Origin of the sequence: uncultured Sphingomonas sp. (genome assembly GCF_964021865.1) — a bacterium.
Lineage (GTDB): Bacteria > Pseudomonadota > Alphaproteobacteria > Sphingomonadales > Sphingomonadaceae > Sphingomonas.
Genome location: NZ_CAXIAM010000041.1, coordinates 1 through 12,367, shown reverse-complemented (window position 1 = coordinate 12,367; position 12,367 = coordinate 1). Strand labels below are relative to the sequence as shown.

16 protein-coding genes and 1 tRNA gene are annotated in these 12,367 nt (G+C 67.2%); 6 read left to right on the top strand and 11 right to left on the bottom strand.

All coding sequences use genetic code 11. The annotated features are described in order from the left end of the window. Positions 1–30: 30 nt before the first annotated feature. Positions 31–693: a hypothetical protein gene (locus AADI75_RS11440; RefSeq protein ID WP_341209150.1), complete on the bottom strand. Its 663-nt coding sequence runs from the start codon at positions 691–693 to the stop codon at positions 31–33. Between the two features lie 81 nt (positions 694–774). Here AADI75_RS11440 and AADI75_RS11435 point away from each other — a divergent pair, with 81 nt between their 5' ends. Together AADI75_RS11435 and AADI75_RS11430 are read left to right on the top strand one after the other, a co-directional pair. Further along, complete coding sequence (locus tag AADI75_RS11435; RefSeq protein ID WP_341209168.1) at positions 775–1,797, top strand: L,D-transpeptidase family protein; 1,023 nt, start codon at positions 775–777, stop codon at positions 1,795–1,797. Positions 1,798–1,844: 47 nt separating this feature from the next. Next, the gene (locus AADI75_RS11430) at positions 1,845–2,708 is read left to right on the top strand and encodes a hypothetical protein (protein WP_341209149.1); all 864 of its coding nucleotides are present in this window, start codon (positions 1,845–1,847) and stop codon (positions 2,706–2,708) included. Between the two features lie 338 nt (positions 2,709–3,046). Here AADI75_RS11430 and AADI75_RS11425 read toward each other — a convergent pair. Further along, positions 3,047–3,121 (bottom strand) — tRNA-Gln (locus AADI75_RS11425). Between the two features lie 36 nt (positions 3,122–3,157). Continuing rightward, positions 3,158–4,237: a branched-chain amino acid aminotransferase gene (locus AADI75_RS11420; protein WP_341209148.1), complete on the bottom strand. Its 1,080-nt coding sequence runs from the start codon at positions 4,235–4,237 to the stop codon at positions 3,158–3,160. Between the two features lie 86 nt (positions 4,238–4,323). On the opposite strand from AADI75_RS11420, the gene AADI75_RS11415 reads away from it, so the two are divergent. Beyond that, positions 4,324–4,812 (top strand): helix-turn-helix domain-containing protein, encoded by a 489-nt coding sequence (locus AADI75_RS11415; RefSeq protein WP_246346644.1) that lies wholly within the window; start codon positions 4,324–4,326, stop codon positions 4,810–4,812. A 161-nt stretch (positions 4,813–4,973) separates the two neighbouring features. On the opposite strand, the gene AADI75_RS11410 is transcribed toward AADI75_RS11415, so the two are convergent. The 5 genes from AADI75_RS11410 to AADI75_RS11390 form a co-directional block, all read right to left on the bottom strand. Continuing rightward, complete coding sequence (locus tag AADI75_RS11410) at positions 4,974–5,747, bottom strand: pyrroline-5-carboxylate reductase dimerization domain-containing protein (RefSeq protein WP_341209147.1); 774 nt, start codon at positions 5,745–5,747, stop codon at positions 4,974–4,976. Positions 5,748–5,766: 19 nt separating this feature from the next. Continuing rightward, positions 5,767–6,276: a YbjN domain-containing protein gene (locus AADI75_RS11405; protein ID WP_184038218.1), complete on the bottom strand. Its 510-nt coding sequence runs from the start codon at positions 6,274–6,276 to the stop codon at positions 5,767–5,769. Between the two features lie 61 nt (positions 6,277–6,337). Next, positions 6,338–6,598 (bottom strand): accessory factor UbiK family protein, encoded by a 261-nt coding sequence (locus tag AADI75_RS11400; RefSeq protein WP_341209146.1) that lies wholly within the window; start codon positions 6,596–6,598, stop codon positions 6,338–6,340. Between the two features lie 28 nt (positions 6,599–6,626). Next, entirely contained in the window at positions 6,627–7,181 is a 555-nt protein-coding gene (locus AADI75_RS11395; RefSeq protein WP_341209145.1) for a TspO/MBR family protein, read from the bottom strand. Positions 7,182–7,245: 64 nt separating this feature from the next. Continuing rightward, positions 7,246–7,989 carry a TlyA family RNA methyltransferase gene (locus AADI75_RS11390; RefSeq protein ID WP_341209144.1) on the bottom strand — a complete coding sequence of 248 codons (744 nt, stop codon included), beginning with the start codon at positions 7,987–7,989 and terminating at the stop codon, positions 7,246–7,248. A 203-nt stretch (positions 7,990–8,192) separates the two neighbouring features. On the opposite strand from AADI75_RS11390, the gene AADI75_RS11385 reads away from it, so the two are divergent. After that, complete coding sequence (locus tag AADI75_RS11385) at positions 8,193–8,855, top strand: alpha/beta hydrolase (protein WP_341209143.1); 663 nt, start codon at positions 8,193–8,195, stop codon at positions 8,853–8,855. 64 nt (positions 8,856–8,919) lie between these two features. On the opposite strand, the gene AADI75_RS11380 is transcribed toward AADI75_RS11385, so the two are convergent. From AADI75_RS11380 to gap, 3 genes are read right to left on the bottom strand one after another with little or no spacing between them, the layout of a single operon-like run. Further along, the gene (locus AADI75_RS11380) at positions 8,920–10,110 is read right to left on the bottom strand and encodes a phosphoglycerate kinase (RefSeq protein ID WP_341209142.1); all 1,191 of its coding nucleotides are present in this window, start codon (positions 10,108–10,110) and stop codon (positions 8,920–8,922) included. Beyond that, positions 10,107–10,565 (bottom strand): MOSC domain-containing protein, encoded by a 459-nt coding sequence (locus AADI75_RS11375; RefSeq protein ID WP_341209141.1) that lies wholly within the window; start codon positions 10,563–10,565, stop codon positions 10,107–10,109. Before AADI75_RS11375 ends, AADI75_RS11380 begins: the two co-directional genes overlap by 4 nt. Before the next feature lie 17 nt (positions 10,566–10,582). Next, entirely contained in the window at positions 10,583–11,584 is a 1,002-nt protein-coding gene (gene gap, locus AADI75_RS11370; protein WP_341209140.1) for a type I glyceraldehyde-3-phosphate dehydrogenase, read from the bottom strand. 141 nt (positions 11,585–11,725) lie between these two features. Here gap and AADI75_RS11365 point away from each other — a divergent pair, with 141 nt between their 5' ends. Further along, positions 11,726–11,914, top strand: a complete 189-nt coding sequence (locus AADI75_RS11365) for a hypothetical protein (protein ID WP_028966383.1) — start codon at positions 11,726–11,728, stop codon at positions 11,912–11,914. Next, positions 11,914–12,219: a cell division protein ZapA gene (locus tag AADI75_RS11360; protein WP_341209139.1), complete on the top strand. Its 306-nt coding sequence runs from the start codon at positions 11,914–11,916 to the stop codon at positions 12,217–12,219. The genes AADI75_RS11365 and AADI75_RS11360 overlap by 1 nt, the downstream gene beginning before the upstream one ends. Positions 12,220–12,367 lie beyond the last annotated feature (148 nt).

Below are 12,367 nucleotides of genomic sequence, written 5' to 3'. Positions count from 1 at the left end.
GCCGTTCCGACCTAGCCGTCGCCGCAGCATTTACCGCGTAAACAGAAAGCCTACGCCGATCAGGAAAACTGTGCCTTCGAGGAAGCCGATCAGCACGTTACCGGCGGCTCGCACCACCCCGACATCAAGCGCGCCCGCGAACCAGCGGACACCTACCAGCCAGTAGTTCACGACGGCGAACGCCACTAGCCAATGGCCGATCAGACGCGCGGTTGGATGCGGGTCGATGCCGAGACTGGTGCCGATGCTGACGCCTAGCGCGAATACAGCTGCGGGATAGCATTGCTCGTAGAAGGGCTGCTGGAGCGAGGTACGATCAAGTTTCACGCCTCGGCGTCGCACCAAACGCGCTGCCAAGAAGAGCGGGAAAGCGGCAAAGACGATTACGCGGAGCACGAGCGCGCTGGCATTGTCGTTGATTAAGTCGGCAAGGCCATGATGGCTGGCGATGATCTTGTCGGTCTGGCCCAGCGCCGTGGCGACGGCATGCCCGAGCAGCAATGCCAGCGCGAGGAAGAGCGGCGGGCTAAGCACGGCGCCATAGCGTTCATCGTCGGGGAGCGCAGCCTCGCGCTCGATCTCGCGCATCATGCCGATCGGACGGAAAACGGCGCGCCACAGCGTAAGTGGAAAAAAGAGCAGCCAACTCATCACCTCGTAGAGGAGCTCGTCAAGCGAGTTGAGCCACTTCATGAAATCCATGCCGCACGATGAGCGATGGGCCGTCGCGGTGCAATATATGCTTGCGAATCAACGCCGAACGCTATCAGATTGATGGCGCTTAAGGGGAATAGCGATATGCCGCGCCCTGCTCTCAAGGCGATGCTTGCTGGCGCCACTATCGCGTTCGCGCTCCCGGCACTCGGACAGGGTGCGCGCGCCAGCTCGCCGACCGAGTTCGTCCACATGGCCGAGCGGCTTAAGCCCGGCGAGTGGGTGTGGGCGCCGGGAGTCGCGCCCAACGGACAGGTCGTCGTCTACGTCGATCTCTCGCACCAATTGGCGACCGTCTATCGCAACGGCGTCCGGATCGGGGTCAGCTCGGTTTCGTCCGGAAAGCCGGGGCACGAAACGCCGACGGGCGTTTTCACGATCCTTCAGAAGGACGCGCAACATCGCTCGAGCAAATACAACAACGCACCCATGCCGTTCCAGCAGCGGCTCACCTGGGACGGTGTCGCCCTCCATGCCGGCGGGCTGCCGGGTTATCCGGAGAGCCACGGCTGCGTGCACCTGCCCTACGGCTTCTCGCGCGAGCTATTCGACATCACCTCGCTGGGGGCTACAGTCGTGATCGACGGTGACGCGGCGAGCCACGTCCGCAGCACCGAGACGAGCCTGCTCGCTCCCATCGATGCGAAAGGCCGCCGGGTGGAGCGCGCGCTTCTCGACCAGCAGCAGTTTAGCTGGCGACCCGAACGAGCCATGAGCGGTCCGATGACCATCATCGTCTCCAAATCGGATCGCCAGGTCGTCGTGATGCGTGGTGGCGTCGAGATCGGGCGCAGCATCGCGGCGGTGAATGACGACGATCCCGGCAGCCATGTCATCACGCTGACGAGCGCGCCCGACGGATCGCCGCGCTGGGCATTCATCGGTCTCCCCGGACATGAGGAAGAGGCAGGACGCCCGCTCGACGAAGGAGTGATCAACCGGCTTCGCTTGCCGCGAACCTTCTACGAGCAGGTACGCGCCGCGCTAAGGCCGGGCACGACAATCCTGATCACACAGTCGCGAGTAGGCTCAAGCGGCGGAGAGCCGCTGACCGTCATGGACGCGGTGGTGCCGCAGCCATGATGCGCCAGGTTTCGGCCGGGCTCCAGCCGGCAAATAGGGGAAATGTCATGACGATGACCAACGTCTCACCTCTCCTCGCCGCCGCGTTGCTGCTACCCACGCTGCCGAGCGCTGCCACGGCGCAGACGACCGGCCTCGAAGATATGGTCGGCGCGCGCGCCGGACAGGGCGAATCGGAGATCCAGCGTCGAGGGTACGTCAATATGCGCGCGGAGCAAGGCGATGATCGCGCCTATACCAACTGGTGGAATGCCGAACGCCGGCAGTGCGTCACGATCGCCACCTTGGACGGGCGGTACAGCTCGATCCAGCCGACCTTGCCGCCCGACTGCGGGAAGTCCGCGAATGTTCGTCCGAACGCCAGTTACACCGGGCAACCCGTCAGTCGCCCGCCTGCCGGCTACGAGCCCGATCGCGGCTACACGCGCCCTCCTGAACGCCAGCAGGCGGCCCCGAGCTACGTCGGGAACGATGCGCCGATGGTCGATGGCCGCAACGTCGACCTCGGCCTCGTCTGTTTTGGCGACGGGAGCAAGGCGGGCATCGCCAGCGGCACGACCTGGACCTGGAACCGTGACAAGAATCGCTACGATTACGGCCGCTACAACCAGACCACCACGGAGGTGTTCGACGCCTCGTTGATGGTTCAGACGTGGGAAGGCGGTGGCCGCATCCGCCTGCCCAAATCGCTCATACCGCCGCTACACTCCGGCGGGGACAACGGCTGGTGGGATCTTCACGACGTGGTCGAAGGGCCAGACATCATTCGTGCGAGCTACCGCCTGAACGGGCTCAATAAGCCCAAGCTGGTGATCGATCGCCGCACGGGACGGATTACCGTCGACGGGGCTGCCTCTTACAGCTTCCGCGGCACGTGCGACACCATCGGTCACGAGGCGCGGCGATTCTAGCAAGCTGCTCGTGGCACCGTCATTGTGGGTCGAGCTGGTCCTATCGACGGCCCTCGTGCTCTCGACTGCGATCTTCCACGGTTTCGACCTCCGAGTGATCGGGCGTTCTCTGAGCGCGCTCAACCGCGGAATGACAGAATTCGAGTTGAACCGGCTCTCGCTTCGTGGCGCGGCCTACACGAGCGCGGTTGCGCTCGGACGGTAATCGTATCGCCACAGTCGGGCGCCGTTCGGCTGGACATGGACGAACAGCCTCCGGCTATCCGAGCGCTTGTAGGGGCGGTCGACGGTTAACCGGTAATGTCGTGGATGCCGTGGGACATCCTGGAAAATCGGACTGGCTGGGGCGGCAGGATTCGAACCTGCGAATGCCGGTACCAAAAACCGGTGCCTTACCGCTTGGCGACGCCCCAACGAGCCGCGCGCCTTAGCCGGGCGCGCGGGAAAGCTCAACCGATACGATGCAGCCAGCCGTGCGAATCTTCCGCGCGGCCGCGCTGGATCGCGCTGAGCCGTTCGAGGAAATGCGCGGTCAGCTGGCCGGTGCCGCCGCTGCCGATCGTGAACTCATAATCCGGCCCGGCGACGCGGCCGATCGGGGTCACTACCGCGGCAGTGCCGCACGCGAAGCTCTCGACCAGCCGGCCGCTCGCGGCATCGGCGCGCCAGTCCTCGATCGCATAGGGCTCTTCCTCGACGACGAGCCCCTGATCGCGCGCGATCTGCAGGATCGAATCGCGCGTGATGCCGGGCAAGATCGTGCCGGTCAGCGGCGGGGTGCGCAGCGAGCCGTCCTCGAACACGAAGAAGATGTTCATGCCGCCCAGCTCCTCGATCCAGCGCCGTTCGGCGGCGTCGAGGAACACCACCTGATCGTAACCGCGCCGGATCGCCTCCTGCTGCGCGATCAGGCTGGTGGCGTAATTGCCGCCGCATTTGGCCGCGCCGGTGCCGCCGGGTGCCGCACGCGTATAGTCGTGGCTGACCCACAGCGACACCGCGCGCGCGCCGCCCTTCCAATAGGCACCCACCGACGAGGCGAGCACCATGTAGAGATATTCGGCGGACGGCTTCACCCCCAGGAACGCCTCGGACGCGATCATGAACGGGCGCAGGTACAGCGAGCCGCCCTCGACGGTCGGCATCCACTCGCGCTCGGTGAGCACCAGCCGCTCGACCGATTCGAGGAACAGTTCTTCGGGCAGGTCGGGCATCGCCATCCGCCGTGCGGAGGCGTTGAAGCGGCGGGCATTCGCCTCCGGACGGAACAACGCCAGCCCGCCATCCTCGAGCCGATAGGCCTTCAGCCCCTCGAAAATCTCCTGCGCATAATGGAGCACCGACGAGGCGGGGTCCATCGTCAGCGGCATGCGCTGCGAAATGCGCCCGTCGTGCCAGCCGCGCCCTTCCGAATAGTGCAGCACCGCCATGTGATCGGTGAACACACGCCCGAATCCGGGATCGACCAGTCGCGCGGCGCGCTCATTGGCGGAAACGGGCGACGGATGCGGTTCGAACGCGAAGTTCACAGGACCTCCAGAGATCGCAGGCGCGCAACCGTTGGTCGACGCACCGGGGTTGCAGCGGCCTAGGGCCGATGGCAAAGCGGGTCAACATGGCTGCCTCAACGCATTCCGCCTCGCCGCTTTTCCTGCGCGAAACCGAGATTCGTCGCGGCCTGGAGCTGCTGTACTTCGGCAACGCGCATATCACGCGTTCGATCGATCGCGGCCTTGCGCGGCAGGGATTGGGCCGCGCGCACCACCGCGCGCTCTATTTCATCGCGCGCAAGCCCGACATGCCGGTCAGCGACCTGCTGGCGCTGCTCGCGATCACCAAGCAGTCGCTGGGGCGCGTGCTCAACGAACTAATGGAGCGCGGGCTGGTCGAGACGCGCGCGGGCGACCGCGACCGACGGCAGCGGCTGTTGCGGCTCACCCCGGCGGGGGTGGAGTTGGAAGGGAGCCTGTACGAAGCGCTGCGCGAGAAACTGTCGGCGGCCTATTCGCGCGCCGGCCAAGGTGCAGTGACGGGGTTCTGGGCGGTGCTGGAGGGGCTGATCCCCGATGACGAGATCGCGCGCGTCGAGGGGCTGCGCGGGTAGCGGACAGAGCGCCAAGCGCCTCGACCCGCACCCTTCGTGCTAGGCCTGTCGAAGCACGTGCCCGGAACACGCCCTTCGACAAGCTCAGGACGAACGGGTCTTTGCCGGGCGGCCGAACAAGACGCGGAATCGCGGATCACGTCGGGGCTGACGGGAACAGCCTAACCCTTCGCCATCTCCGCGCCGCGCTTCGCCGACGCGGTGAGCGTGCGCTCGAGCAGCGGGACGAGACCCTCCGCTTCATCGAGCACGTTCAACCCCGCGCGCGTCATGCCGCCGGGGCTCGCCACCGCATCGGCGAGCGCGCCGGGGCTGCGCCCGCTCGCCGCCACCATCGCCGCCGCACCCTCGACGGTTGCGAGCGCCACCGCTGCCGCCTGCGCCGGATCGAGGCCGATCGCGACGCCGCCGGCGGTCATCGCATCGACGAAGCGGAACAGGAACGCCGGCCCGCAGCCCGATAACGCCCCCGCGGCAGCGAAGCGCGCGGCATCGTCGAACCACTCGACCAGCCCGAGCGGCGCCACCAGTCGGTCGACCGTCGCGCGTGCCGCGGGCGGTGCGTCGGGCGCATGGATCGCGACCACGCCGCGCCCCAGCTCGACCGGCAGATTGGGCATCGTCTGGATCGCGACCGGCCCCGGAAACGCCGCCGACAATCGCGCGGGATCGGGGCCGGCGAGCATCGACACGAGCAGCGGCGCGTCCCGCACCCGCTCGCGATACACCGCTGCGGCCTCTTCGAGTTGCTGCGGCTTGATCCCCAGCACGACCACGTCGGGCGGCGGGCCATCGGGCAAGGTCCTTGCCTGTCGGACGTCGCCGGGGAGCGCGCGATCGTGCCGATTGACGACATCGACGTCCGCGGCGGCGACCACGCCGCTTTCCAGCCAGCGCCGCAACATCGCCGAGGCCATGTTGCCGCACCCGATCATCCATAGCCGCATAAACGCGTCAGGCCTCGCCCTGCGTCTCGACCATCGCCGCGGCGATCGCCTCGGCCGGGGACTTGCCACCCCACAGCACGAACTGGAACACGGGGTAGAAGCGCTCGCATTCGTCGATCGCCGAATCGATCAGCAGCTCGGCGGTCGTCAGCGACATCGTCGCCTCCCCCTCGCGCGTTTCGATCGCGGTGGCGCAGCGGTAAAGCAGGATGCCGCTCGACGACCACATCTCGAAATGGCCAAGCCACAATTGCTCGTTGATGAGCCCCAGCGTCTCGTAGATCTTGCCGCGCCGCCCCTCGGCGACCTTTACGTCCGGGAACGCGAGCAATTGCACGACGCCATCCTCCTCGCGCCACAGCGCGCGGAGTTCATATTCGGTCCAGCTTCCCTTCACCGTCGCGGTGATTTCGTCCTCGTTCCGCTCGCACGGCCAACCGTGTGCGAGGAAATAGGATTCGAGCATGTCGAGCGGCGCTTCGGGCTCGGAATATTGGTCGGCTTCGTCAAGCATCATGATCTTATCGCACGACCGTGGTCGCGCGTCATCCCCGGCAGCAGTTTCGGCAGGCGTCGCGTCAGACGCTCGGGCGCGCGGCGAGCGCCGCTTCGAGCTTCTCGACCCGGGCGCGCAGCGCGTCGTTCTCGTCCCGCGCGGCGACGGCCATCGCCTTCACCGCCTCGAACTCCTCGCGCGCGACGAAGTCCAGCCCCCCGATCCATTCGCGGGCGCGGGCGCGGGCATTGGCCTCGGCCTCGCGGCCCATGCCGGCGATCGTCCCGGCGGCGCCGTTGAACAACTTGGCGACATCGCCGAACAGCGGGTTTTCGGATTGCATGGCGAATCGTCCTGCGAGAGCAAAAGGGTCAGCGGATCACTTGGGATGCCGCGGGCGCTTGCACAACCCGTTCCGCATCCGGATTGAGCTGGCCGATCTGCCAGTTGAGCGCGCCGGCGACACACAGCCACGCCATGTACGGCACCATCAGCCAGGCCGCGACGCGGCGGATCTGCGCGAAAACGATCGTGGTGAGGATCGACAGGCCGAGGATCGCGACGATCAGCAGGAACGCCGCCGCGACACGGTGCGCGCCGAAGAACAACGGCGTCCAGGCGAGATTGCCCGCCAGTTGCGCGATGAACAAGGCGATGCCGAGCCCGCGCAGCCGCGCCCCGCGCGCGCTGAGCACCAGTGCGAGCGCCAGCCCCAGCATCATGTAGAGGAGCGACCAGACGACCGGGAACGCCCAGCCCGGCGGCGTCAGCTCGGGCTTGGCAAGCACCGCATACCAGCCGTTCTGATCGCCCGAGGGCACGGTGCGCCCCGAAAGGAAGCCGAGCAGCAGAACCGCCGGAACCGTCACCACCGCATAACGAAGGAACGACGCCCGCAACTGTCCTCTCGATGCCAGCTCGCCCATGCTCACTCCTTCGTCATGCGGTTCCACATCAACATGCCGCAAAGCGCATCACCGCGCGACGGGTTCATCCGCGATGCGCCGCGAGCAGGAATTCGACGTTGCCTTCGGGCCCGGTGATCGGGCTTTCGGCCACGCCTTCGACCCGCCAGCCGCCCGCGACGAACCAGTCCGACACCTCGCCGCACACCCGCGCATGGATCGCGGGATCGCGGACCACCCCGCCCTTCCCGACCTCGGTGCGCCCGGCCTCGAACTGCGGCTTGACCAGCACCAGCGCCCGCCCGCCGTCGCGGACGAAGCCCAGCGGCACCTCCAGGACCTTGGCGAGCCCGATGAAGCTGGCGTCGCACACCACCAGGTCGATCGGCTCGGGGATGTGCGCGGCGGTGAGGATGCGCGCGCTGGTCTGTTCGTGGACGATCACGCGCGCGTCCTGTCGCAGCTTCCACGCGAGCTGATTGGTGCCGCTGTCGACCGCATAGACGCGCGCCGCGCCGCGCGTGAGCAGCACGTCGGTGAAGCCGCCCGTCGACGAGCCGACGTCGATCGCCACCGCATCGGCGACGTCCCAGCCGAAATGGTCGAGCCCGTGCGCCAACTTGATTCCGCCACGCGACACCCACGGATGGTCGCGCCCGCGAACATCCAGAAGGGTATCGATGGCGATCGGCTGCCCCGGTTTCTCGATCTTGCGGTCGCCCGCGAACACCAGCCCGGCCATCACCAGTGCCTGCGCGCGGGTACGCGACTCGACAAGCCCGCGATCGACCAGCAACTGATCGACCCGCTGTTTGGTTGGCGCTGACATGCCCGACGCTATCGCGCGTGCCGCGGCGGCCCGCAAGCATCGGCAACGCTCTGTCGCGTCAGCCGCTCGCCCCATGCCGATTGCTGCGCTGCACGATTGCCTATCGGCTTAATAGGGATTATCTGTTTGGTCGAGGCCGCGGCACGCCCGACCCCTAGACTGGGCCGCGGCCTCGCCCGATTGCACGCAACAGGAGGTACGTCATGGGACATGCCAACTACGATCTGTCGGTTCAGCCGACCGTGCTGACCGTTCCCGGGCTTGGCGGATCGGGCCCTGCACATTGGCAGACGTTATGGGAGCGCAGCCGCCCCGACACCGCCCGCATCGAATTGGGAATGTGGGACCGTCCGCATCGTAACAGCTGGGTGACGAAGATCGATCAGGCGGTTTCATCGGCCCGCGCGCCGGTGATCCTCGTCGGCCACAGTCTGGGCTGTATCGCGATCGCCTGGTGGGCCTCGATGAGCCCGCAGCCGTACGGCTGGCCGGTCGCCGGTGCGCTGCTGGTCGCGCCGGCCGATGTCGACCGTCACGGGGTGGCGAGCGAACTCGCGCCGTTCGCACCGGCGCCGAAGATCGCCTTGCCCTTCCCCTCGATCCTCGTCGCGTCGAGCGACGACCCCTGGGTAACGATCGAACGCGCCCACAGCCTCGCGGTCGACTGGGGCAGTCATTTCATCGACTATGGCGCGCACGGGCACATCAACGCCGCCAGCGGGCTCGGGCAATGGCCGGAGGGGCTGGAACTGCTCGACCGCGTCATCACCGCCGCCGGCGGTCCGCATGGCGAGGTGCGCTCGCCGGGCGATGCGCGCGCGATCCTGTCACGCGGCCCCGGTGGCCAGCGTGCCCTGCACGCCTGACGACCTGGCAGAACAGCCATATTACGTCGTCGCCCCGGATCAAATCCGGGGCGACGGTAGAACGTCAACGCGTCAGCGCGGCGACCCCCGGCAATTCGCGGCCTTCCATCCACTCCAGGAACGCGCCCCCGGCAGTTGAGACGAAGGTAAAGGAATCGCCTGCACCTGCCTGATTGAGCGCGGCAACCGTGTCCCCGCCACCCGCGACCGACACCAGCCCGCCTTCCTTGGTCAGCGCCGCCGCGGTCCGCGCCAGCGCCACCGTCGCCGTGTCGAACGGCGGCGTCTCGAACGCACCGAGCGGGCCGTTCCAGACGAGCGTCCGGCAATTCTTGAGCACGTCGCCCAGCGACTCGGTCGCGGCCGGGCCGACGTCGAGGATCATCTCGTCTGCGGCAACTTCGTGAACATTGACGGTGCGCGTCGCCGGGTTCGGCTTGAATTCCTTGGCGACGACAACGTCATAAGGCAGATGGATCGTGCAGCCGGCCTGCTCGGCAGCGTCGAAGATTTCGTCGGCGGTGCCGGTCAGTTCGTGCTCGCACAGGCTCTTGCCAACATCGACGCCGCGCGCGGCGAGGAAGGTGTTGGCCATGCCGCCGCCGATGATCAGGTGATCGACCCGCGTGACCAGATGCTTGAGCACCGCCAGTTTGGTCGACACCTTCGCGCCGCCGACCACCGCGGCGACCGGATGCTCCGGCTTGTCGAGCGCCTTTTCCAGCGCGTCCAGCTCCGCCTCCATCGCGCGACCGGCGAAGGCGGGCAGCCTGTGCGCCAGCCCCTCGGTCGAGGCGTGTGCGCGGTGCGCGGCCGAGAAAGCGTCGTTGACGTACAGGTCGCCCAACGCCGCGAACCGCTCGATCACCGCCGGATCGTTCTTCTCTTCACCGCCGAAGAAGCGCGTGTTCTCCAGCACGCCGATGTCGCCCGGCTGGAGCGTGGCGATCGCGTCGGCGGCGCCTTCCCAGTCGATGTAGCGGACCGGGCGCCCGAGCACCGCCTCATAGGGCTTGACGATCTGCGCCAGCGACAGCTCCGGCGAGGGCACGCCCTTCGGTCGGCCGAAATGCGCCAGCACCAGCACGATCGCGCCCTTGTCGGCCAGCTCTGCGACGGTCGCCACCGTGGCGCGCAGCCGGGTGTCGTCGCTGACCTGCCCATCGTGGAGTGGCACGTTCAGATCCTCGCGCACCAGCACGCGCTTGCCGGTGACGTCGCCGATATCGTCGAGCGTCCGGAACGACTTGGTCATGCTTCCTCCATCCTGATCTCGTCGCCGACGGCGATCCGGCCGCCAGCGATCACCATCGCACAGGCACCGCCGCGCCAGTCGGGCGACAGTGCGGCACGCAGCCCTTCGGCCAGCGCCTCCATCCGTTCGCACGGATCACATTCGCGCGTGATTTCCAGCACCACATCGGCGCCGATCCGCAGGCGAACGCCGGCAACCTGCGGCAGATCGATCGCATCGACCAACAGGTTCGCGCGGCGCTCCTCCCAGCCGATCGTATGACCGACCTCCGCCATCGCCGCCGCCCAATCGCCGCGCTCGATCAACGTCACTTGCCGCTTGTACGGCTTGCCGCGCATCGCGCCGCGAAAGTCACCGTGGATGCCGCCATCCACGGTGATCTCGACGTGGTCGACCGTCTCCATCGGCGCGCGCGACCGCGGGTGGCGCGCGATCCCGAGCAGGACGCCGGTCATGCGCGCGCCTCCCGTCTTCAGCCCAGCTTCGCCATCGCCGAAGCGGTGTCGACCATGCGGTTGGAGAAGCCCCATTCATTGTCGTACCAGCTGACGACGCGCACCAGCTTGCCGTCGAGTACCGCAGTCTCGAGGCTGTCGACGGTCGACGAATAGGGCGTGTGGACGATGTCGATCGACACCAAGGGTTCGTCGGAGAAGTGCAGCACACCCTTCATCGGACCCTCGGCCGCAGCCTTGAGCAGATCGTTGACCTCTTCCTTGGTCGTCTCGCGTCCCGGCATGAAGGTCAGGTCGATCAGGCTGCCGTCCGGCACCGGCACGCGCACCGCCGAACCGTCCAGCTTGCCCTTCAGCTCCGGCAGCACCTCGCCCACCGCGCGCGCCGCGCCGGTGGTGGTCGGGATCATGCTCATCGCCGCGGCGCGCGCACGACGCAGGTCCGGGTGGATCTGGTCGAGGATCTTCTGGTCGTTGGTATAGGCGTGAATCGTGGTCATCAAACCGCGCTCGATCCCCAGCGCATCGTTCAGCACCTTGGCGACCGGCGCGAGGCAGTTGGTGGTGCACGACGCGTTCGACACGATCGTATGCCCGGCCTCCAGCTTGTCGTCGTTGACGCCATAGACGACGGTGATGTCGACGCCCTTGGCCGGGGCCGAGATCAGCACCTTCTTCGCACCCGCGTCGATATGCTTCTGCGCGCTGGCCCGATCGGTGAAGAAGCCGGTGCATTCCAGCACGATGTCGACGCCCAGCTCCTTGTGCGGCAGGTTGGCCGGATCACGCTCGGCGGTGACGCGGATGCGCTTGCCGTCGATCACCATGTCCTGCCCGTCCGCCTCGACGGTGCCGGCATATTTGCCGTGGACGCTGTCGCGGCTGAACAACCACGCATTGGACTTGGTGTCGGCCAGATCGTTGATCGCCACCAGCTCCAGCTCGCTACCGCGCTCCAGCAACGCGCGCGCCACCAGCCGGCCGATGCGCCCGAAGCCGTTGATCGCAACCTTCGTCATCGTCAGTCCTCCGCCAATTCCGTCCAGATGCGGCGGCTTTTGCGCAGGTGGATGCGCACCCGTCAACCGCCCCGCTGCAGCGACCGTCCGCCGCGCAAGCTACTTGTCGCGCCGCGCGCGCGATCCTATCGCTTCGCCACTATGGACAATCCCGCGATCGCCCGGCTGGACGCCGCCATCACCCGCGTCGAAAACGCGATCGCCGCGCGGCGCGCCGCCGACGCGCTGCTGGAGCGGCGGCATGCCACGCTGAAGGCGACGATGGCACAGGCCGTCGCGGCGCTCGACACGATCATCGCCAATAGCGCCGAGCCGGAGGTGAAGGGCTGATGGCGATCGTCACGCTCCGCATCGGCGAAACCAATTACGATCTGGCCTGCCGCGATGGCGGCGAGGCTCGGCTGAAGGAAGCCGCGGCGTTGATCGACGAGCGCTGGGACATGGCGCGTCGCGCCGCGGGGGCAGGCGGCACCAACCGCCAGATGCTGCTCGCCGCGCTAATGGTCGCTGACGCGCTGATCGACGCGCGCAACGCGCCGCCGCCCGAGACGCCTGAAGGCGTGGCACTCGATCGATTGTCCGAACGACTCGAATCGATCGCCGCGGCCCTTGAGCAAACGTTGCCGAGCGCCTAGGTTGGTGACGGCGGGTTCTGCCCGGTACGAGCCTAGAGAAATCCCTGAGGCTATTCATCATCCAAGGGGGTTGTCCCTGCCCGGGCTCTGGCCCGACGCACATGATCCCCACCTGACGTACTGGGCGTCAGTGGATAATCCGGCAAAC

Excerpts from the sequence above, each read along its gene's own strand:
- AADI75_RS11395 (WP_341209145.1), bottom strand. The coding sequence starts at position 7,181 with ATGGGCGAGCTGGCATCGAGAGGACAGTTGCGGGCGTCGTTCCTTCGT.
- AADI75_RS11400 (WP_341209146.1), bottom strand. The coding sequence starts at position 6,598 with ATGCAATCCGAAAACCCGCTGTTCGGCGATGTCGCCAAGTTGTTCAAC.
- AADI75_RS11405 (WP_184038218.1), bottom strand. The coding sequence starts at position 6,276 with ATGATGCTTGACGAAGCCGACCAATATTCCGAGCCCGAAGCGCCGCTC.
- AADI75_RS11415 (WP_246346644.1), top strand. The coding sequence starts at position 4,324 with ATGGCTGCCTCAACGCATTCCGCCTCGCCGCTTTTCCTGCGCGAAACC.
- AADI75_RS11375 (WP_341209141.1), bottom strand. The coding sequence starts at position 10,565 with ATGACCGGCGTCCTGCTCGGGATCGCGCGCCACCCGCGGTCGCGCGCG.
- AADI75_RS11380 (WP_341209142.1), bottom strand. The coding sequence starts at position 10,110 with ATGACCAAGTCGTTCCGGACGCTCGACGATATCGGCGACGTCACCGGC.
- AADI75_RS11385 (WP_341209143.1), top strand. The coding sequence starts at position 8,193 with ATGGGACATGCCAACTACGATCTGTCGGTTCAGCCGACCGTGCTGACC.
- AADI75_RS11365 (WP_028966383.1), top strand. The coding sequence starts at position 11,726 with ATGGACAATCCCGCGATCGCCCGGCTGGACGCCGCCATCACCCGCGTC.
- AADI75_RS11435 (WP_341209168.1), top strand. The coding sequence starts at position 775 with ATGGCGCTTAAGGGGAATAGCGATATGCCGCGCCCTGCTCTCAAGGCG.
- AADI75_RS11390 (WP_341209144.1), bottom strand. The coding sequence starts at position 7,989 with ATGTCAGCGCCAACCAAACAGCGGGTCGATCAGTTGCTGGTCGATCGC.
- AADI75_RS11430 (WP_341209149.1), top strand. The coding sequence starts at position 1,845 with ATGACGATGACCAACGTCTCACCTCTCCTCGCCGCCGCGTTGCTGCTA.
- AADI75_RS11410 (WP_341209147.1), bottom strand. The coding sequence starts at position 5,747 with ATGATCGGGTGCGGCAACATGGCCTCGGCGATGTTGCGGCGCTGGCTG.
- gap (WP_341209140.1), bottom strand. The coding sequence starts at position 11,584 with ATGACGAAGGTTGCGATCAACGGCTTCGGGCGCATCGGCCGGCTGGTG.
- AADI75_RS11440 (WP_341209150.1), bottom strand. The coding sequence starts at position 693 with ATGAAGTGGCTCAACTCGCTTGACGAGCTCCTCTACGAGGTGATGAGT.
- AADI75_RS11360 (WP_341209139.1), top strand. The coding sequence starts at position 11,914 with ATGGCGATCGTCACGCTCCGCATCGGCGAAACCAATTACGATCTGGCC.